Origin of the sequence: Campylobacter sp. RM10537 (genome assembly GCF_022369435.1) — a bacterium.
In the GTDB taxonomy this organism is placed as follows: Bacteria; Campylobacterota; Campylobacteria; order Campylobacterales; family Campylobacteraceae; genus Campylobacter_D; species Campylobacter_D molothri.
In genome coordinates, this window is record NZ_CP059597.1 from 203,178 (window position 1) to 223,210 (window position 20,033).

Here is a 20,033-nt window from a genome sequence, read left to right on the forward strand (position 1 = left end):
GTAGATAAAGATGGTTATATGGGAAGTGATTTTAACAAAGCTGCGGGACTTCCTGAAGATTTTAAGATACATAAATCTACTTTGGATGAGATAGAGAGAGTAGCTGAAAATAACTTTTATAATGCAAAAATGGTGTGGATAAATATTATGATAATATAGATATGGCAAATACTATTAAACAATACTATAATCAATTTAATCAAATTATAAATCATACTTTTAACGATACCAATAAAACAAGTTTTAGTGAAGCAGATTTAAATAGTTTGCCTAAAGGTGTAAGTTATTCTAGTAATGACAAAACCATAGGTGTTATGCCAAAAAATTATGATAAATTGCAAATTACAAATTATTGCAACACCCAAGAGCAATACGATGAAATGGAACAATTAGGAACAATTGCAAGTATCAATACAGGATTACAGCCATTAGATTTTACTCCTCAGAGCATGCAAACTCAAAATTTAGATCAAGACAGTGCAAGAGATACTTTCAATCCTGATATGTCATTTTATCCAAAAAATGAAGATGGAAGCTATTCTAAAGAAGCTTTGTTTATGAGCTTTTTAAAATCTTATCCGCCTCTTCCATCTTCAAATCAAGTTGTTTTCAGTCCTGAAGCAAAAGTTTTGGAAGCACAACGTAAGCTAGAAATGAAAGCAAATCCTTCTTTTGATGTTTCACTAGATGACATCATGACATAAAAAGTTGATTTTGCAAGTTTATTAAAAGGCTATGCACAAGATGGCTGGCTATATATGCAATGGATAAAGGGGTTAAATGGCAAAATACAAGCATAGGTTATGGTGGAGTTTGGTTTGATAATCAGTTTAATCAAGCAAAAGCTAATGGTTGGAAAGCAAGTAGTGAAAGTATCAATTCTTATGTTGGATCTATAATGGATAGACTTAATAATCTTTTGGGACAAACTAGGGTTTAGGTTTTGATTAAAGGATTTTAATATTTTGATATTAAAATCCAAAAGGTTCAATTTCGAAATTCAAAGATTTAGGTATATTAAGCTTATATTCTTTTAATTTCTTTCTAGGAGCAATGATTAAAGCAAATCCACCTTTATTGTATCTATCCCAAACACTAAAAAATTGTCTTTTAGAACTGATATATTCTCCATAACTTGGATCAAGCACTTGTAAAAAATCACCCCTGTGATTTATAATCACCACAAAATGTGGAAAACGTGTATCATCTTCAATCTTTACTAAAATAGGAATTCCTGCAAGTTTTCTTTAATTTATTTAAAATAAAATATAGTTTTTCAAAAAAATAAATAAACAATTCAAAATTTCTTCCAAACTTATTAACACTTTAAACCCCCTTTAAGCTTAATTAGTTATACTTTCATTTCCTTTTTTAGAAGGGCTTAAAATCTTAAAAGAAGTTTCACAAATATTATTAGAATAAATTATAGTTTTAATTTTTAATTAAAGCTTTGCTTTAATTTATAATTATTAAAATATTTTTTATTTTAAAGTTATTATTAAAAATAAAACTTCTAATATAATCATTATAAATGTTTTAATTTAAAAGATTAAAAAGTATTTTATTTTTTAATGATTTAAAAAGATTTTTTGTTTTTGTTCTTTTAATTTAATATTGTTATTCAAATCTTATAGTCAATCTTTGAAATCTAAATAAGTGATCGATTGAGCCAGATTAATAGATTTATTATTTTATAATCAATAATAAATCAAAATTTATATTAATTATTAGGGTTAATAAAGTTTTCTTTATTAATCTAAAATATATTAAATACTTTTTCTTTGAAGAAAAAGATTAAACTTTTCTATAATTTTTATGGAGAGTTTGATCCTGGCTCAGAGTGAACGCTGGCGGCGTGCCTAATACATGCAAGTCGAACGATGAAGCTTTTAGCTTGCTAGAAGTGGATTAGTGGCGCACGGGTGAGTAAGGTATAGTTAATCTGCCCTACACTGGGGGACAACAGTTGGAAACGACTGCTAATACCCCATACTCCTACTTAACATAAGTTGAATAGGGAAAGTTTTTCGGTGTAGGATGAGACTATATAGTATCAGCTAGTTGGTAAGGTAATGGCTTACCAAGGCTATGACGCTTAACTGGTCTGAGAGGATGATCAGTCACACTGGAACTGAGACACGGTCCAGACTCCTACGGGAGGCAGCAGTAGGGAATATTGCGCAATGGGGGAAACCCTGACGCAGCAACGCCGCGTGGAGGATGACACTTTTCGGAGCGTAAACTCCTTTTCTTAGGGAAGAATTCTGACGGTACCTAAGGAATAAGCACCGGCTAACTCCGTGCCAGCAGCCGCGGTAATACGGAGGGTGCAAGCGTTACTCGGAATCACTGGGCGTAAAGGGCGCGTAGGCGGATTATCAAGTCTCTTGTGAAATCTAATGGCTTAACCATTAAACTGCTTGGGAAACTGGTAATCTAGAGTGAGGGAGAGGCAGATGGAATTGGTGGTGTAGGGGTAAAATCCGTAGATATCACCAAGAATACCCATTGCGAAGGCGATCTGCTGGAACTTAACTGACGCTAAGGCGCGAAAGCGTGGGGAGCAAACAGGATTAGATACCCTGGTAGTCCACGCCCTAAACGATGTACACTAGTTGTTGGGGTGCTAGTCATCTCAGTAATGCAGCTAACGCATTAAGTGTACCGCCTGGGGAGTACGGTCGCAAGATTAAAACTCAAAGGAATAGACGGGGACCCGCACAAGCGGTGGAGCATGTGGTTTAATTCGAAGATACGCGAAGAACCTTACCTGGGCTTGATATCCTAAGAACCTTATAGAGATATGAGGGTGCTAGCTTGCTAGAACTTAGAGACAGGTGCTGCACGGCTGTCGTCAGCTCGTGTCGTGAGATGTTGGGTTAAGTCCCGCAACGAGCGCAACCCACGTATTTAGTTGCTAACACTTCGGGTGAGCACTCTAAATAGACTGCCTTCGTAAGGAGGAGGAAGGTGTGGACGACGTCAAGTCATCATGGCCCTTATGCCCAGGGCGACACACGTGCTACAATGGCATATACAATGAGACGCAATACCGCGAGGTGGAGCAAATCTATAAAATATGTCCCAGTTCGGATTGTTCTCTGCAACTCGAGAGCATGAAGCCGGAATCGCTAGTAATCGTAGATCAGCCATGCTACGGTGAATACGTTCCCGGGTCTTGTACTCACCGCCCGTCACACCATGGGAGTTGATTTCACTCGAAGCCGGAATACTAAACTAGTTACCGTCCACAGTGGAATCAGCGACTGGGGTGAAGTCGTAACAAGGTAACCGTAGGAGAACCTGCGGTTGGATCACCTCCTTTCTAGAGTACAAAGTAATAAGTCTCACAACTATTACTTCATATAAACTCAATCGTCCTTGTTTAGATTTCAAAGATTGATGAAAAGCTAATTTATGGGGAATTAGCTCAGCTGGGAGAGCGCCTGCTTTGCACGCAGGAGGTCAGCGGTTCGATCCCGCTATTCTCCACCATGATAAGGGCCTATAGCTCAGCTGGTTAGAGTGCACCCCTGATAAGGGTGAGGTCACAAGTTCAAGTCTTGTTAGGCCCACCATTAAATTAAGATTTGAAATTAAAACCTAAAATAAGTATATAAATTGATTTAAAAACTAAAATAATATTTTATATGTTTATTTTAGGTTTTAAACCTAAATGTTCTTTTACTTACCAATGTTAAAAGTCACAAGCAAGTTTTAAAAACAATTTTACTGAACTTGTTAAAGAATAAAACTTCACTGTCTTTTTCTTTAAAAAACTAAAAAGAATTTAAAATAATGTTTTTAGTGCTTTATTAATTATTTTTTATCATAAATAAATATTTAAATAAAAAATTAAAAAATATATTTAATTTTCTTTCTTTATTTCTTTTTTTAAAGAATAAGTTTTAAACTTCACAGCTTATATTGTTGCTTAATATAAGTGTTTAAATGCTTTCCGTCTTAAGACAGATATTAAAGAAGTCTTATTATAAAAACTTTAACAAGGAAGTGATGCGTTTTAGAATCAACTAAAAAAAGGTAAAAAGGTAAGCTACTAAGAGCGAATGGTGGATGCCTTGACTGGTAAAGGCGATGAAGGACGTACTAGACTGCGATAAGCTACGGGGAGCTGTCAAGAAGCTTTGATCCGTAGATTTCCGAATGGGGCAACCCAATGTATAGAGATATACATTACCTAATATAGGAGCGAACGAGGGGAATTGAAACATCTTAGTACCCTCAGGAAAAGAAATCAATAGAGATTACGTCAGTAGCGGCGAGCGAAAGCGTAAGAGGGCAAACCCAATGCCTTGCATTGGGGGTTGTAGGACTGCAATGTGCAATAAGTGAGGTTAGCAGAACATTCTGGAAAGTATAGCCATAGAGGGTGATAGTCCCGTATGCGAAAACCAAACTTTAGCTAGCAGTATCCTGAGTAGGGCGAAACACGTGGAATTTTGTCTGAAGCTGGGTCGACCACGATCCAACCCTAAATACTAATACCAGATCGATAGTGCACAAGTACCGTGAGGGAAAGGTGAAAAGAACTGAGGTGATCAGAGTGAAATAGAACCTGAAACCATTTGCTTACAATCATTCAGAGCCCTATGGTGCAAACCAGGGTGATGGACTGCCTTTTGCATAATGAGCCTGCGAGTTGTGGTGTCTGGCAAGGTTAAGCACACGCGAAGCCGTAGCGAAAGCGAGTCTGAATAGGGCGCTTAGTCAGATGCTGCAGACCCGAAACGAAGTGATCTATCCATGAGCAAGTTGAAGCTAGTGTAAGAACTAGTGGAGGACTGAACCCATAGGCGTTGAAAAGCCCCGGGATGACTTGTGGATAGGGGTGAAAGGCCAATCAAACTTCGTGATAGCTGGTTCTCTCCGAAATATATTTAGGTATAGCGTTGTGTCGTAGTATAAGGGGGTAGAGCACTGAATGGGCTAGGGCATACACCAATGTACCAAACCCTATCAAACTCCGAATACCTTATATGTAATCACAGCAGTCAGGCGGCGAGTGATAAAATCCGTCGTCAAGAGGGAAACAACCCAGACTACCAGCTAAGGTCCCTAAATCTTACTTAAGTGGAAAACGATGTGAAGTTACTTAAACAACCAGGAGGTTGGCTTAGAAGCAGCCATCCTTTAAAGAAAGCGTAATAGCTCACTGGTCTAGTGATTTTGCGCGGAAAATATAACGGGGCTAAAGTAAGTACCGAAGCTGTAGACTTGACTTTGTCAAGTGGTAGGAGAGCGTTCTATTTGCGTCGAAGGTATACCGGTAAGGAGTGCTGGAGCGAATAGAAGTGAGCATGCAGGCATGAGTAGCGATAATTAATGTGAGAATCATTAACGCCGTAAACCCAAGGTTTCCTACGCGATGCTCGTCATCGTAGGGTTAGTCGGGTCCTAAGCCGAGTCCGAAAGGGGTAGGTGATGGCAAATTGGTTAATATTCCAATACCAACATTAGTGTGCGATGGAAGGACGCTTAGGGCTAAGCAAGCTAGCGGATGGAAGTGCTAGTCGAAGGTTGTAGGAGCTTATACAGGCAAATCCGTATAAGAATACTCCGAGAACTGACAGGCTTTTTGAAGTCTTCGGATGGATAGAAGAATTGCTGATGCCGTCGAGCCAAGAAAAGTTTCTAAGTTTAGCTAATGTTGCCCGTACCGTAAACCGACACAGGTGGGTGGGATGAGTATTCTAAGGCGCGTGGAAGAACTCTCTTTAAGGAACTCTGCAAAATAGCACCGTATCTTCGGTATAAGGTGTGGTTCGCTTCGTACTAGGATTTACTCCGAAAGCGAAGAAACTTACAACAAAGAGTCCCTCCCGACTGTTTACCAAAAACACAGCACTCTGCTAACTCGTAAGAGGATGTATAGGGTGTGACGCCTGCCCGGTGCTCGAAGGTTAATTGATAGGGTTAGCATTAGCGAAGCTCTTGATCGAAGCCCGAGTAAACGGCGGCCGTAACTATAACGGTCCTAAGGTAGCGAAATTCCTTGTCGGTTAAATACCGACCTGCATGAATGGCGTAACGAGATGGGAGCTGTCTCAAAGAGGGATCCAGTGAAATTGTAGTGGAGGTGAAAATTCCTCCTACCCGCGGCAAGACGGAAAGACCCCGTGGACCTTTACTACAGCTTGACACTGCTATTTGGATAAGAATGTGCAGGATAGGTGGGAGGCTTTGAGTATATGACGCCAGTTGTATATGAGCCATTGTTGAGATACCACTCTTTCTTATTTGGGTAGCTAACCAGCTTGAGTTATCCTCAAGTGGGACAATGTCTGGTGGGTAGTTTGACTGGGGCGGTCGCCTCCCAAATAATAACGGAGGCTTACAAAGGTTGGCTCAAAACGGTTGGAAATCGTTTGTAGAGTATAAAGGTATAAGCCAGCTTAACTGCAAGACATACAAGTCAAGCAGAGACGAAAGTCGGTCTTAGTGATCCGGTGGTTCTGTGTGGAAGGGCCATCGCTCAAAGGATAAAAGGTACCCCGGGGATAACAGGCTGATCTCCCCCAAGAGCTCACATCGACGGGGAGGTTTGGCACCTCGATGTCGGCTCATCGCATCCTGGGGCTGGAGCAGGTCCCAAGGGTATGGCTGTTCGCCATTTAAAGCGGTACGCGAGCTGGGTTCAGAACGTCGTGAGACAGTTCGGTCCCTATCTGCCGTGGGCGTAAGAAGATTGAAGAGATTTGACCCTAGTACGAGAGGACCGGGTTGAACAAACCACTGGTGTAGCTGTTGTTCTGCCAAGAGCATCGCAGCGTAGCTAAGTTTGGAAAGGATAAACGCTGAAAGCATCTAAGCGTGAAGCCAACTCTAAGATGAATCTTCTCTAAGCTCTCTAGAAGACTACTAGTTTGATAGGCTGGGTGTGTAATGGATGAAAGTCTTTTAGCTGACCAGTACTAATAGAGCGTTTGGCTTATCTTTTTAATAAGCATCACTTCCTTGTTAAGGTTTTTACCTTAAAAAGAAAGAGTAAAGTTTTTAACTTGCTTTTAACATTGTTTTTTAAGTATTTTTAATAAGAATATTTAAATAACAATGTCCGTGATTATACAGATGTGGAAACGCCTTGCTCCATCCCGAACCAAGAAGCTAAGCACATCGTGGGTGATGATACTACGCCTTACTGGCAGGGGGAAAGTAGCTCATTGCGGGCTTGTTAATTTATTCTACTTCTTAATTATAATCTTTATTTAATCTTTTATTCTTTTTAATATAATAAGTTTAGTTAATGTTAGTTTGCTTAGTTATTTATATAGATTTATTTTACTTTTTAAGTTATTAATTGGTTTAAGGTTTTATTTGTGTCTTAATTTAGATTATAGTTTTTAACTAATGTTTGATTGGTTTAGATTAATCTTTATTTTTCATATCTTTGATTTGGTTATTTAATAAAAGAATTTAGTTTAAGGTTTGTATTTGCTTGTCTTGTTTAGTTATATAGCTTTAGCTAATATTTGATTGGTTTTTGTTTTTCTTGGTTGTTATGGTTAAGTTAGTCTTGTATAGTTAAGCTTTTTAGGGTTAGTCTTATTAAAATGAGTTTTATGGATCTTGTTAAATTAGTCTTTTATTTTTTTATTTGAATGCTTTGTATGTTTTAGCTTTTGTTGTTTTAGTTTGTGAATTGATTGTATATAGGAGTTTTTAGTTTAGAGTTTGAGTTTATTCAATGATTTAATAAGATAGGTGTTTGTAAAAAATAGTTTTTAAAATTTAACCTAAACCCTAGTTTGTCCTATGAGATTATTTAATCTATCCATTATAGATCCAACATAAGAATTTATACTTTCACTGCTTGCTTTCCAGCCATTAGCTTTTGCTTGATGAAACTGATTATCAAACCAAGCTCCACCATAACCTATGCTTGTATTTTGCCAAGCAACTCCTTTTTCCATTGCATATATATCTGCATCAAGCTAGCCATCTTGTGCATAACCTTTTAATAAACTTGCAAAATCCACTTTGCCTGTCATAATGTCATCGAAATCTACATTAGAGTATTTTGGGATACTTTGTTTGGCAACATTAAGATTATAATTCATTGCTTGCGGTGCAATAGTTGTATTTTTTCCTGCAACCATATAACCACCTTCTGATTTTAAAAAGCTCATAAACAAAGCTTCTTTAGAATAACTTCCATCTTCATTTTGTGGATAAACTGACATATCAGGATTAAATCCACCTTCCATTAAAGCTCCTTGTGATCAACTTTGAGTTGATATATTTAATTTTTGCGGATAAAAATCAATACCTGTCATTCCCATTTGTATTGCTTGAGCTTCATGAAATTCATCATCTGTTTTAAAAACATTAGTTACTTTTGTGTTAGAATGATTAACTAGTCCTAATGCATTATAAGGATTGGATTGATCTGAAAAATCTAAACCTTTATAGCCAACAGAAATATAACCCTTAGGCATAGAATTTATATCTGCTTCAGTGAAACTTGTTTTATTGGTATCATTAAAAGTATGATTAACAATTTGATTAAATTGATTATAATATTGTTTTATGGTATCAGCCATATCGATATTAGTAAAATAGCGAGAAATTCCTAGCTGTTCTTTTATATCTTGATATTGTGCTTCATTAAAGTTATATATCTCATCCAAAGTAGATTTATGTATCTTAAAATCTTCAGGAAGTCCCGCAGCTTTGTTAAAATCACTTCCCATATAACCATCTTTATCTACACTATAACCATAGGCTGTATTATTACTTATATCTGCTTGTTTATATTTTAGAGTATAAATAGAGTTTTTAAATTCACTTGATATATTATAATTAGGAGAACTTGTCTTACTACTTATACTAAAATTAGTATTATTGCTAGTATTTGTTGTATTAGTAGAATTTAATACTTCACTTCTTATTAAAGTTTGTGAATTTGCACTTTGAATTTCATTTAACTTACTAGCATTTTGTTTTAAAAAGCATTAGCAAAACTTATTTTAGAATTTTCTTTACTTTCTTTATTAGCTTTTGCTTGTGAAAGTATAGAATTATAGTTTGAGTTATCATTGATACTAAAGATACTCATATTAATTCCTTAATTTAGATTTTTTTGCCTTCAATCTAAATATCTTAAAATAATATAAGCAAGAAGTGTTCCACTTTGGATAAGTGGAACGAAGAAATAGTTTAATATTGATTTTGGAATTGTCTTAAAATTTCATAAGCAGGACTATTTACATAAGCCCAGATATTTGTGCCTGAACCGTATTTGCTTGAAAAATATTGTAAATAATAATCTTTTTGATTATTAACGTAGCGGTATTTAGCTATGATATAGCCATCACTTGAATAACCAAGTTGTGCACTTACTAATCCATGATCATTACTGTTGTCATCTAGAACAACATATCCGTAAGAGCTTAAAGAACCAGCATTATAATCAAAAGCACTGTCTCTCATAAATCTATACCCACCCTTAACCTCTTTCATCTCATCAAGACTAAGAACTTTAACACCTGCACTATTATCACTAATTACTCCATTACTGACTTTAGCAAGAATATCTTCTGCAAAAGCAGAACTTGACAATAAAGCACCTAAAACTACAACACTCAATAGTTTTTAAACATTTTAGCTCCTTGTTTTAAAATGTAGTATAATTATTTTAGATTGTTAAACTAAATTTTTTTAAAGTCTCAATTTTTAAGGGTTTGAAAATATTTATAATGAATTTTAGCGTTTTAAAAATTTTTATTTTAATCATATATAAATTTGTAATATTATTTTAGTAATTAATTTTTTATCACCAAGCTTTAAAATTGTTTTTTATATTATTTTTATAAGTTTTCTTTGTTTTTGTTTTCTGTTTGCATAGGGGTTTGGAAATTTTTTATCTTTGCTTGAACATTTTCATCGGTTTGTTATTTTTCGGCTTTTATTAATATAATAAAAATATTAAAATTAAATTTTATTGATACATTCTTTAAAAGTTTTTCCGCGTTCTATATAAGAACTAAATTGATCTAGGCTGGCACAAGCGGGACTTAAAAGAGCAACTTCATTTTTTTGAAGAACTTTTGAAATTTCTTCTACAGCTTTGCTTAATATTTCACATTTGATTATTTTTATATCAACATTTTCGGCGTAATTAAGCATTTTTTTCGTGCTTATACCTATAGCATAAAGTGTAATGTCAAATTTTTTCATAAAATTAAATAAAGCACTTAAATCCACACCCTTATCATCTCCACCGATAATTAAATGGATTTTTTTATCCTTGTATCGATTTAGTGCCGCCATAACAGCACTTTCATTGGTTGCTTTTGTGTCATTTACCCAAAGTCTTCCTTGGGCATCAAATAATTCTTCAAGTTTGTTTTCTTCAAGGGTAAATTGATTTAAAAAATCATAACTTAAAGTATCTAATAAAATTTTTTCTATAGCTAAAGCCATAATAGCATCTAGTAAAAAAGGACTTTTAAAAGAAATTTTATCTATATTAATACCAAATTTATTTGCTAAATCTTTTTCATCTTCATAAGAAATAATATACGCTTTAGTAGGAGTATTCTCATAAATTTTTGGTAAAATTGCTATATCGCATTCATTCATTCTTTCTAAAACACTCAGTTTGTCTTTGACATAATTTTCAAAATTTCCATGCCACGAAAGATGATCAACACTTATAGGCAAAAGAACGTAAATTTCGGGTTTGGCAATGTGAGTATAATGAAGAGTGAAAGACGAAGTTTCAAGCACCCAAAGTTTAGCATGAGTATCAAGTTCAGCTAAAGGAATGCCGATATTTCCACCCATTATGGCACCTACATGTGATAATAAATGCGTTGTCATTTGCGTGGTTGTTGTTTTTCCGTTTGTACCACTAATCCAAACAGATCTTGGCATAGCATCATAAAAAAAGTCATATTCACTTTGTAAATTTTTTGCTTTTTTTATTAATGCATGGTTTGGCGGAAAACCTGGACTTGGAATTTCAAGATCGCTTGAATTTTGATCAAAATCTTTAGGGTTTAAAAGATAATTACCTAATTTGTCTTGAGCTGTGTTTTTGAAATGATCATCATAAATATTAAAAACACCAAATTTATTAGCAAGATTTTTTGCTATAGCCTGTGTTGTTTTTCCATATCCAAAAAGAGAAATTTTCATCAGCGTAACTTTATAGATGCAAGTGCGAGCAAATTTGTAAGAAAAGCGATCATCCAAAAGCGTACTATGATTTTATTTTCCACCCATCCTACTTTTTCAAAATGATGATGAATGGGTGCCATTTTAAAGACTCTTTTGTTAAAAATTTTAAAGCTTCCCACTTGTAAAATAACTGAAATAGTCTCAAGAACAAAGACAAAACCTATAAGCAAGAGTAAAACTTCATTTTTGCTGATTATGGCTAAAAATCCTATAAATCCTCCAATTGCCAAACTTCCACTATCTCCCATAAAAACTTGGGCAGGGTAACAGTTATACCATAGAAACCCCATTAAAGCACCAATGAGCGCAGCACAAATAATACTGACTTCGCCTAAACCTTGAATTTTTGGTAGAAGCAAGTATTCACTATAGTTAAAATTTCCGCTTAAATACAGAAGAATACCTAAAGTTGATAAAGAGAAAATACTAGGTACAGTTGCTAAGCCATCAAGTCCATCGGTTAAATTTACAGCATTAGAACTTGAGATCAAGACTAAAATCCAAAAGAAAAGTGCAAAAATTTCCATATTAAAAAGAGGATACTTATAAAATGGAATATAAAATTCGGTATTAAATTGAGGACTAAAATATAAAGGTAAAACACAAATTAAACTAGCACCAATTTGAGCTAAAAGTTTCATTTTTGGACTAAGTCCTGAGTGATTATTTTTTTTTAAAACTTTACCCAGATCATCAATAAGACCAATAAGACAAAAAAGAGTAAGACAAAGTAAAGCGCTTATAGCGAAAATATTTTCATATCTTATGCACAATAAACTTGCTAAGAGAGCAGAAAATATAAATACAAGGCCACCCATAGTTGGAGTATGTGATTTTATTTTATGATTTTCAGGGGCATGTTCATAAATAGGCTGATTAGCATTTTTAATTTTTGCCCAAGCTATAAATTTAGGCATTAAAAATAAAGACAAACATAAAGCAATAAAAAATGCAAAACCAGCACGCACACTAATATAAGTAAAAAAAGCATAATTGCTTAAATCAGAAAGATAATACAAATTGAACCTTTTTTTGGTTTTTGAAAGCTTAATTTTATTAAAATGTAACCAAAAAAATTCTTATAAAGTTTATAATAATGAAACAAAAATGTATTTTAGTGATTACAGATGGAATAGGTTTTAATAAAGATAAAAATTTTAATGCTTTTGAGATGGCAAAAAAACCCACTTATGAAAAGCTTTTTAAAGAGGTACCTTATTCTTTATTGAAAACCAGTGGCTTGGCGGTAGGTTTACCCGAAGGTCAAATGGGCAATAGTGAAGTAGGTCATATGTGTATAGGTAGTGGACAGATTATTTATCAAAATTTAGTACGAATTAACCAAGCTATTAAAAATGATCAACTTAAAAACAATTTCAATTTAAAAAGTTTATTAGAAAAATGTAGAAGAATCCATATTATAGGTCTTTATAGTAATGGTGGAGTGCATTCTATGGATGCGCATTTTAATGCTTTGCTTGAAATTTGCGCTAAAAATGGCAATGAGGTTTTTGCTCATGCAATCACTGATGGACGAGATGTGGATCCAAAAAGTGCTATAGGTTTTATTGAAAATTTGCAAGAATATTGTCATAAGTTAGAAATTTGCTTTGCAACTTTGTGTGGACGTTTTTATGCAATGGATAGGGATAAACGCTGGGATAGAATTGAAGAATATTATCAATGTTTAATAGGTAAAAGTCAAAGTACTGATGATTTTATAAAATATATAAAGCAGAGTTATCAAGAACAAGTTACGGATGAATTTATAAAGGCGATTAAACATAAAGATTATAAAGGAATTGATGAAGATGATGGATTGATTTTTATTAATTTTAGAAATGACAGAATGAAACAGCTTGTTGAAGCACTAAATTTTCAAGATTTTAAAGAGTTTAAACGAGATAAAATCTTTAAAAATTTATTAACTATGAGTGTCTATGACGATAATTTTAATATTCCTGTAATTTTTCAAAAAGAAAAAATTCACAATACTTTACCTGAAATAGTTTCTAAAGCAGGATTAACTCAACTTCATACAGCAGAAACAGAAAAATATGCCCATGTTACTTTTTTCTTTAATGGTGGTAAAGAAGAATTATTGGAAAATGAAACAAGAGTTTTAATTCCAAGTCCTAAAGTTAAAACTTACGATGAAAAACCTCAAATGAGTGCTTTTGAGGTATGTGAAGTTGTAAAGAAAGGAATCAATCAGGGTGAAGATTTTATCGTTGTTAATTTTGCTAATGGAGATATGGTAGGGCATACTGGGAATTTTAATGCAGCTATTGAAGCTGTAGAAGCTGTAGATGTTTGTTTAGGTGAAGTAATTGAATATGCTAGAAAAAATAATTATGCTTTCATTATTACAAGCGATCATGGAAATTGTGAAGCTATGCAAGATGAAGAAGGTAACTTGCTTACCAATCATACAACCTTTGATGTTTTTGTATTTGTAGAGGCAAGTGGAGTAAGAAAAATTAAAAATAATATGGGGCTTAGTAATATAGCTGCAAGTGTTTTAAAAATTTTAGGCTTAAAAATTCCAAAAGAAATGAATGAAGCTTTATTTTAATTGATTTGCTTTTTTATTTTTAAATTTGTTAAAATTCCAAGACTAACAAAATTTTTAAAAGATTAATTTTTAATTCAAGGATAAGATTATGAAATTTAGTGGAAAAAATGTTTTAATAACAGGGGCAAGCAAAGGAATAGGCGCTTCTATCGCAAAAACTTTAGCTAGTTTTGGACTTAAAGTTTGGATTAATTACCGTTCAAAACCAGAATTAGCTGATGCTTTAAGGGATGAAATTATTGCAAAAGGTGGTAATGCAGCAGTAATTAAATTTGATGCAAGCAAAGAAGATGAATTTGAAAATGGTATAAAAACGATTATTGAAAGTGATCAAGAACTTAGCTACCTTGTGAATAATGCAGGCATTACCAATGATAAATTGGCTTTAAGAATGAAATTAGATGACTTTAGTTCTGTTGTAGATACGAATTTAAATTCGGCATTTTTAGGATGTAGAGAAGCTTTAAAAATAATGAGCAAAAAGCGTTTTGGTGCTGTAGTTAATATTGCTTCTATAGTTGGAGAAATGGGGAATGCTGGACAAGTAAATTATTCAGCAAGTAAAGGTGGAATGATAGCTATGACGAAATCTTTTGCTAAAGAGGGAGCAAGTAGAAATTTACGATTTAATTGCATAACTCCAGGATTTATCAAAAGCGATATGACCGAAGTATTAAGTGAAGATATTAAGAAAATGTATCAAGATAGTATCCCATTTAAACGCTTTGCTGAGCCTGAAGAGGTGGCTTATTGTGTAGCATTTTTATTAAGTGACTATTCTTCTTATATTACAGGAGATGTACTTAAGGTTAATGGTGGTTTGTATATGTAATTAAAGGATTTGTGATGAATTTAGAAGAAATAATGCAATTTTTAGATAATAATCCGCCAGCTTTTTTGGCAACTCTAGGTACTTGTGGAAATCCTAGGGTTCGACCTATACAAAGTCCTCTTTTATTTAAAGATAAAATTTATTTTTGCACTTCAAATACCAAAGGGCTCTATAAGCATATAAAAAACTATAATGGGATTGAATTTTGTTCTTGTTCTAAGGATGGAACTTTTTTAAGACTTAGAGCCAATGCAATTTTCGAACCTAATTTAGAAGTTAAAAAAATGATGTTTGAAAAATATCCTTACTTAAAAAATTTATATAATACTCCAGAAAATTCAAAATTTGAAGTTTTTTATCTTAATAATTTAAGTGCTAGAATGCAATTTAATAATGGAGAATTTAAAACCTTAAAATAAGAAAAATCTTATTTAGGTTTAAATATTTGTTTGCATTGTTAAAGAATGCTCCCAAAAAGCAATTTCTAAACGAACGACATTGCGGAAAATTGAATTAAGTTTTTTAAATTTTTCTTCAGAAATTTGATTACTATAAGAATTAACAAAATCTTCAAATTCTTTTACCGTTGTTTGAAATTCTTGACTTGAATAAGTTAAAATCCATTCTTTGTAGGGATGATTTTGTAATTTTTCTTGTGAAATATTTTTATAAATTGCATTTCCTATATATCCATAGCCTATTGCACAAGCACTAAGAGCAATTAGCATGTCTAAGAAATCTCCATTTTCTCCAACGCTTAATATATAACGTGAATAAGCAATATTAATAAGACTTTCATCTTTTTCGCTAAAATTATTGATATCAATACCTAGATTTAAGATACTTTTATGAAGTTCTAATTCTCCTTCTAAAGTGTAATTTTGAAATTTAATAGCAAAGCGCAGTTCTTCTACTGTATTTGCATTTAAAGCGAGGCGCGCATAACATTTTGAATAATTAATAAGATATATATAATCTTGTTTTAAGTAAAAAAGAAATTGTTCCTTGCTTAAAGTTTCATTTTCAAGTTGTTTTACAAAATTATGCTGTATGTATGCATTCCAAATTTTTAAATTTTCTTTGATAAGTTTTTGAAAAAGCATTTTTTCATCCTTGGTTGATTTAATTTTTTTTAAAGTATAATCAAAAACTATAAATATTTTAAGTTTTTTATAGTAAAATACGCTTTATTTTTAATTTTTATATTTTAAGGAGTTTATAAATGGCAACATTTGATGATGTAAAAGCGGTAGTAGTAGAACAATTAAGTATTGATGCAGATACAGTTAAAATGGAATCTAAAATTATTGAAGATTTAGGTGCAGATTCTTTGGATGTCGTAGAATTAATTATGGCTTTAGAAGAAAAATTTGAAGTTGAAATTCCAGATAGTGATGCTGAAAAACTTATTAAAATTGAAGATGTTGTAAATTATATTGATAATCTTAAAAAATAATTTTTATTTAACTTTGCAAGGAGTCTATTCTTGAAAAGAGTCGTGGTTACAGGTATTGGGATGGTTAATGCCTTGGGTTTAGACAAAGAGAGTTCTTTTAAAGCTATTTGTGAGGGTAAAAGTGGAGTAAAAAAAATTACTCTTTTTGATACAACAGATTTTCCAGTTCAAATAGCAGCAGAAATCACTGATTTTAATCCTTTAGATGTTATAGATCCTAAAGAAGTAAAGAAAGTAGATCGTTTTATTCAGTTAGGTATAAAAGCTGCTAGAGAAGCAATGAAAGATGCTAATTTGGATGATAATTTTAACCAAGAAGAATTCGGCGTAGTATCGGCTGCTGGTATAGGAGGTTTACCTAATATAGAAAAAAATTCAATTATCTGTTCTGAACGAGGACCGCGAAAGATTTCTCCATTCTTTATTCCTTCAGCTTTGGTTAATATGTTAGGTGGCTTGATTTCAATTGAACATGGGCTTAAAGGACCGAATATTTCTTGTGTAACTGCTTGTGCTGCTGGAACACATGCTATTGCTGAAGCTTATAAAAGTATAGCTTTAGGTACTGCAAATAAAATGCTTGTTATAGGTGCTGAAGCTGCTATCTGCCCAGTAGGGATAGGTGGTTTTGCTTCTATGAAAGCTTTATCAACCAGAAACCATGATCCAGAACGTGCTTCAAGACCTTTTGATAAAGAAAGGGATGGTTTTGTTATGGGAGAGGGTGCAGGTGCTTTGGTTTTTGAGGATTATGAAGAAGCTAAAAAAAGAGGAGCTACTATTTATGCAGAACTAATAGGTTTTGGTGAAAGTGCTGATGCGCATCATATAACTGCTCCAACTTTAGATGGTCCTTTAAGAGCTATGAAAAAAGCTTTAAATATGGCCGGAAATCCTAAGGTTGATTATATTAATGCACATGGTACTTCAACTCCGGTTAATGATAAAAATGAAACCGCTGCTATCAAAGAGCTTTTTGGTTCTAATATTCCATTGATTAGCTCTACAAAAGGACAAACAGGACATTGCTTAGGTGCCGCTGGAGCAATCGAAGCGGTTATAAGTATTATGGCCTTAAGAGATGGTATTGTTCCGCCAACTATAAATCAAATTGTAAAAGATGAAGAATGTGATTTAAATTATGTTCCAAATTTTGCTAAAAAAGTTGATTTAAAAGTAGTAATGAGTAATTCTTTCGGTTTTGGCGGTACAAATGGTTGTGTTATTTTCAAAAAAGTAGATTAATATGGCTTCATATTTAGAATTTGAAAAAAATATTCAGCAGCTTGACGAAGATATCTCTAATGCTCAGATCAAAGGAGATTTTGACGCTATTGCTATTTTAAAAAAAAATCTTGAAAAAGAAATTGTAAAAACTTATAAAAATTTAAATGATTATGGTCGCTTACAACTTGCTCGTCATCCTGATAGACCCTATGCTCTTGATTATATTGATCTTATATTGCAAGATGCATATGAAATTCATGGGGATCGTGCCTTTAGAGATGACCCTGCTATTGTTTGTTTTATGGGGTATTTAGGTAATAAAAAAATTATTGTCATTGGTGAACAAAAAGGTAGAGGAACTAAAGATAAAATAGCAAGAAATTTTGGAATGCCACATCCTGAAGGTTATCGAAAAGCTTTAAGGATTGCAAAACTTGCAGAGAAATTTCAAATTCCAATTTTGTTTTTAATTGATACTCCTGGTGCCTATCCTGGTATTGGTGCTGAAGAACGTGGACAAAGTGAAGCTATTGCTAAAAATCTTTATGAATTTAGTGATTTAAAAACTCCTACTATAGCTATAGTAATTGGAGAAGGTGGTAGTGGTGGAGCTTTAGCTATAGGAGTTGCTGATAAACTTGCAATGATGAAAAATTCTGTTTTTTCTGTTATTTCTCCTGAAGGTTGTGCAGCAATACTTTGGAATGATCCAAGTAAAATTGAAGTGGCAACTAAAGCAATGAAAGTTACAGCGGATGATTTAAAAGAACAAGGTTTGATTGATGATGTTATAGAAGAACCTATTAATGGAGCACATAGAGATAAAGAAGGGGCTGCTATTGCTATTGCTGATTATGTAAAGAAAGTTTTAGATGAATTAAATATAATAAATCCAAATGAACTTGTTGCTAATCGTATGCAAAAAATATTGAAGCTTGGAGCTTTTTTAGAAACTTAATTATATTATTTTATCTTAGTTTAAAATACCCGCGATATTATTAATAAAAAATTATTTTATATCAAAGGTTTTTTAATGGCATTTAAAAATTTAAAAGAAATATCATTTGATTATTCTGAATATATTAAACCTAAACGTTTCACTTATGAAAGTAATAATAGATATTGCACTTGGGATTTTATAGAAGTAAAAGATAGTGTTTCGGTGCTTTTGTATCATCAAGAATTTAAAAGTTTTGTTTTTGTTCGACAATTTAGAATACCTCTTTGGTATCATCAAATTCATCATAAAAATTATCAAAATCAAGAAATAGGATATACTATAGAGCTTTGCTCCGGTTTGATAGATAAGAATTTATCTTTAGAACAAATAGCTAAAGAAGAATGTATAGAAGAAGTAGGATATTGTCCTAAAAAACTTGAAAAAATTAAGGATTTTTATACTGGTTTTGGATCCGGGGTAAGTAAGCAAAGTCTCTATTTTGCTGCTATAAATGAAAATGATAGGATTTCTGATGGCGGAGGAATAGATGGAGAGCAAATTGAAGTTATTTTTGTAAAAATTGAAGAATATGAAAAATTCTCACAAAATATTATTTGCAACCCTTTATTAGATTTTTCTTATTTATGGTTTCTAAAAGAAAAAAAAGATTTTTACCTTTAAAAGAAAGGTAAAAAGGATTATTTTTTTGTGCTTTCGTGAAGCATTTCTTTAAAGACATCAAATAAGTTTAAAGAAGCATTCTCAGCTGTTTGACATCTTTCTATAATTTTATGTTGAGTTAAATTTAAGCCAACATCTTCTGTGGCAGCTATATCAATAGCACTATTCATATTTTCATGTACTTTTTCATGTGGTTCTGCAATTTTTAAAAAGCTTTTGCTAGAGCCAAATCTTTCCTTTCCTGTACCAGCTAGCCATTTTCCAAGACGACAACTTGTATGATCTGCTAGTCTTTTTCCAGTTTTTGTAAAAATTTCTCTATATCCGTTTAGTTTAAAAGCAATATGATCTAATTTAGCTAGAGATATAAATGCTTCAGAAGCAATATTAACAGCATTAGAATTTGTAGAGTGTGCTTCGGTTACAAGATGAGAAAATTTCTCTGAAAAATTTACAATATGAGCACTAGAATCAAGAGAAATTTTTTCTACTTGTTCGCTTTGACTATACATTTCATTAGCATTTTGTTTTAAAAGATTAATATTCATTTCTACTTCTGTAGTTGCTTTTTGTGTTTTTTCTGCTAATTTTCTAACTTCATCTGCCACAACAGCAAATCCACGTCCATGTTCTCCTGCGCGTGCAGCTTCTATAGCTGCATTAAGTGCTAAAAGATTAGTTTGATCGGATACATCTTTGATTAGATTAATCACATTAGTAATTTCATCAACGCTACGATGTAAAGTTCCAGCAGTATCACGTGTTTTATTGGCAGATTCAGTAATATTGCTTAAAGAAGCATTAATTGAATCTGCAATATGGCTTAATTCATCCATTTCTACAAGTGAAGTTTTAGAGTAATTAGATATAATTTCAGCTTTATCAACATTTTCAAGCATATCACTTTGAACTATAGTGATATTTTTTAAAATACCATTTAATAATACATTTAAAAGATCGGTTTTTAATTTAGATTCTAAAGCTTCTTGTTCTAAACTTGAAATTTTATTTTTTAATTCTAAATTTTCAGCTTTTATTTTTTGAATTTGATTTGAAAGATTTTTATTTTCTTCTTCTAATTTTTGAAAATTTTCATAATTAGTTTTTTTGCTAAACATAG

General features: G+C 32.8%; 13 protein-coding genes, 2 tRNA genes, 3 rRNA genes and 3 pseudogenes. 14 read left to right on the top strand and 7 right to left on the bottom strand.

The features are described from left to right. Nucleotides 1-18: 18 nt before the first annotated feature. Complete coding sequence (locus tag CMOL_RS07865; protein WP_425599700.1) at nucleotides 19-159, top strand: hypothetical protein; 141 nt, start codon at nucleotides 19-21, stop codon at nucleotides 157-159. A gap of 2 nt (nucleotides 160-161) precedes the next feature. Next, a pseudogene (locus tag CMOL_RS07870) lies at nucleotides 162-940 on the top strand (Cj0814 family flagellar-dependent secreted protein). Nucleotides 941-971: 31 nt separating this feature from the next. Here the strand turns inward: CMOL_RS07870 and CMOL_RS01040 are convergent. Next, nucleotides 972-1,244: pseudogene (locus CMOL_RS01040) on the bottom strand (cysteine peptidase family C39 domain-containing protein); the annotation flags it as partial. A gap of 568 nt (nucleotides 1,245-1,812) precedes the next feature. On the opposite strand from CMOL_RS01040, the gene CMOL_RS01045 reads away from it, so the two are divergent. The 5 genes from CMOL_RS01045 to rrf all read left to right on the top strand — a co-directional run bounded on the left by CMOL_RS01045 (nucleotide 1,813) and on the right by rrf (nucleotide 7,190). Beyond that, nucleotides 1,813-3,325: ribosomal RNA gene (locus CMOL_RS01045) — 16S ribosomal RNA — on the top strand. Nucleotides 3,326-3,419: 94 nt separating this feature from the next. Continuing rightward, nucleotides 3,420-3,495 (top strand) — tRNA-Ala (locus CMOL_RS01050). Between the two features lie 6 nt (nucleotides 3,496-3,501). After that, a tRNA-Ile gene (locus tag CMOL_RS01055) sits at nucleotides 3,502-3,578 on the top strand. A 469-nt stretch (nucleotides 3,579-4,047) separates the two neighbouring features. Continuing rightward, nucleotides 4,048-6,957 (top strand): 23S ribosomal RNA (locus tag CMOL_RS01060). 116 nt (nucleotides 6,958-7,073) lie between these two features. Continuing rightward, nucleotides 7,074-7,190, top strand: a 5S ribosomal RNA gene (rrf, locus tag CMOL_RS01065). The 16S, 23S and 5S rRNA genes sit together here with 2 tRNA genes alongside, the layout of an rRNA operon. A gap of 564 nt (nucleotides 7,191-7,754) precedes the next feature. Here rrf and CMOL_RS01070 read toward each other — a convergent pair. The 4 genes and pseudogenes from CMOL_RS01070 to mraY form a co-directional block, all read right to left on the bottom strand. Beyond that, a pseudogene (locus CMOL_RS01070) lies at nucleotides 7,755-9,076 on the bottom strand (Cj0814 family flagellar-dependent secreted protein). Nucleotides 9,077-9,177: 101 nt separating this feature from the next. After that, the gene (locus tag CMOL_RS01075) at nucleotides 9,178-9,606 is read right to left on the bottom strand and encodes a hypothetical protein (RefSeq protein ID WP_239820409.1); all 429 of its coding nucleotides are present in this window, start codon (nucleotides 9,604-9,606) and stop codon (nucleotides 9,178-9,180) included. A gap of 345 nt (nucleotides 9,607-9,951) precedes the next feature. Then, nucleotides 9,952-11,160 carry a UDP-N-acetylmuramoyl-L-alanine--D-glutamate ligase gene (gene murD / locus CMOL_RS01080; RefSeq protein ID WP_239820410.1) on the bottom strand — a complete coding sequence of 403 codons (1,209 nt, stop codon included), beginning with the start codon at nucleotides 11,158-11,160 and terminating at the stop codon, nucleotides 9,952-9,954. Further along, nucleotides 11,160-12,221 (bottom strand): phospho-N-acetylmuramoyl-pentapeptide-transferase, encoded by a 1,062-nt coding sequence (gene mraY / locus CMOL_RS01085; protein WP_200279944.1) that lies wholly within the window; start codon nucleotides 12,219-12,221, stop codon nucleotides 11,160-11,162. The genes murD and mraY overlap by 1 nt, the downstream gene beginning before the upstream one ends. A gap of 77 nt (nucleotides 12,222-12,298) precedes the next feature. Here mraY and gpmI point away from each other — a divergent pair, with 77 nt between their 5' ends. The 3 genes from gpmI to CMOL_RS01100 all read left to right on the top strand — a co-directional run bounded on the left by gpmI (nucleotide 12,299) and on the right by CMOL_RS01100 (nucleotide 15,028). Further along, nucleotides 12,299-13,777: a 2,3-bisphosphoglycerate-independent phosphoglycerate mutase gene (gene gpmI / locus CMOL_RS01090; RefSeq protein ID WP_239820411.1), complete on the top strand. Its 1,479-nt coding sequence runs from the start codon at nucleotides 12,299-12,301 to the stop codon at nucleotides 13,775-13,777. A gap of 88 nt (nucleotides 13,778-13,865) precedes the next feature. Continuing rightward, entirely contained in the window at nucleotides 13,866-14,609 is a 744-nt protein-coding gene (gene fabG, locus CMOL_RS01095) for a 3-oxoacyl-ACP reductase FabG (RefSeq protein ID WP_239820412.1), read from the top strand. An 11-nt stretch (nucleotides 14,610-14,620) separates the two neighbouring features. Beyond that, nucleotides 14,621-15,028 (top strand): pyridoxamine 5'-phosphate oxidase family protein, encoded by a 408-nt coding sequence (locus CMOL_RS01100; RefSeq protein ID WP_200279953.1) that lies wholly within the window; start codon nucleotides 14,621-14,623, stop codon nucleotides 15,026-15,028. Between the two features lie 18 nt (nucleotides 15,029-15,046). Here CMOL_RS01100 and CMOL_RS01105 read toward each other — a convergent pair whose 3' ends face one another. Then, on the bottom strand, nucleotides 15,047-15,712 hold the full coding sequence (locus tag CMOL_RS01105; RefSeq protein WP_239820413.1) for a TenA family protein: 666 nt from the start codon (nucleotides 15,710-15,712) through the stop codon (nucleotides 15,047-15,049). 119 nt (nucleotides 15,713-15,831) lie between these two features. Here CMOL_RS01105 and acpP point away from each other — a divergent pair, with 119 nt between their 5' ends. From acpP to CMOL_RS01125, 4 genes are all read left to right on the top strand, one after another. Then, nucleotides 15,832-16,065 carry an acyl carrier protein gene (gene acpP, locus CMOL_RS01110; protein ID WP_137620899.1) on the top strand — a complete coding sequence of 78 codons (234 nt, stop codon included), beginning with the start codon at nucleotides 15,832-15,834 and terminating at the stop codon, nucleotides 16,063-16,065. A 30-nt stretch (nucleotides 16,066-16,095) separates the two neighbouring features. Beyond that, entirely contained in the window at nucleotides 16,096-17,310 is a 1,215-nt protein-coding gene (locus CMOL_RS01115) for a beta-ketoacyl-ACP synthase II (protein WP_200279959.1), read from the top strand. Between the two features lies 1 nt (nucleotide 17,311). Next, nucleotides 17,312-18,250 (top strand): acetyl-CoA carboxylase carboxyl transferase subunit alpha, encoded by a 939-nt coding sequence (gene accA, locus CMOL_RS01120; protein WP_239820414.1) that lies wholly within the window; start codon nucleotides 17,312-17,314, stop codon nucleotides 18,248-18,250. A 75-nt stretch (nucleotides 18,251-18,325) separates the two neighbouring features. After that, complete coding sequence (locus tag CMOL_RS01125; protein WP_200279965.1) at nucleotides 18,326-18,913, top strand: NUDIX hydrolase; 588 nt, start codon at nucleotides 18,326-18,328, stop codon at nucleotides 18,911-18,913. A 17-nt stretch (nucleotides 18,914-18,930) separates the two neighbouring features. Here the strand turns inward: CMOL_RS01125 and CMOL_RS01130 are convergent, their stop codons facing one another. Continuing rightward, nucleotides 18,931-20,031, bottom strand: coding sequence for a methyl-accepting chemotaxis protein (locus tag CMOL_RS01130; protein WP_239820415.1), 1,101 nt, complete (start codon nucleotides 20,029-20,031; stop codon nucleotides 18,931-18,933). Nucleotides 20,032-20,033 lie beyond the last annotated feature (2 nt).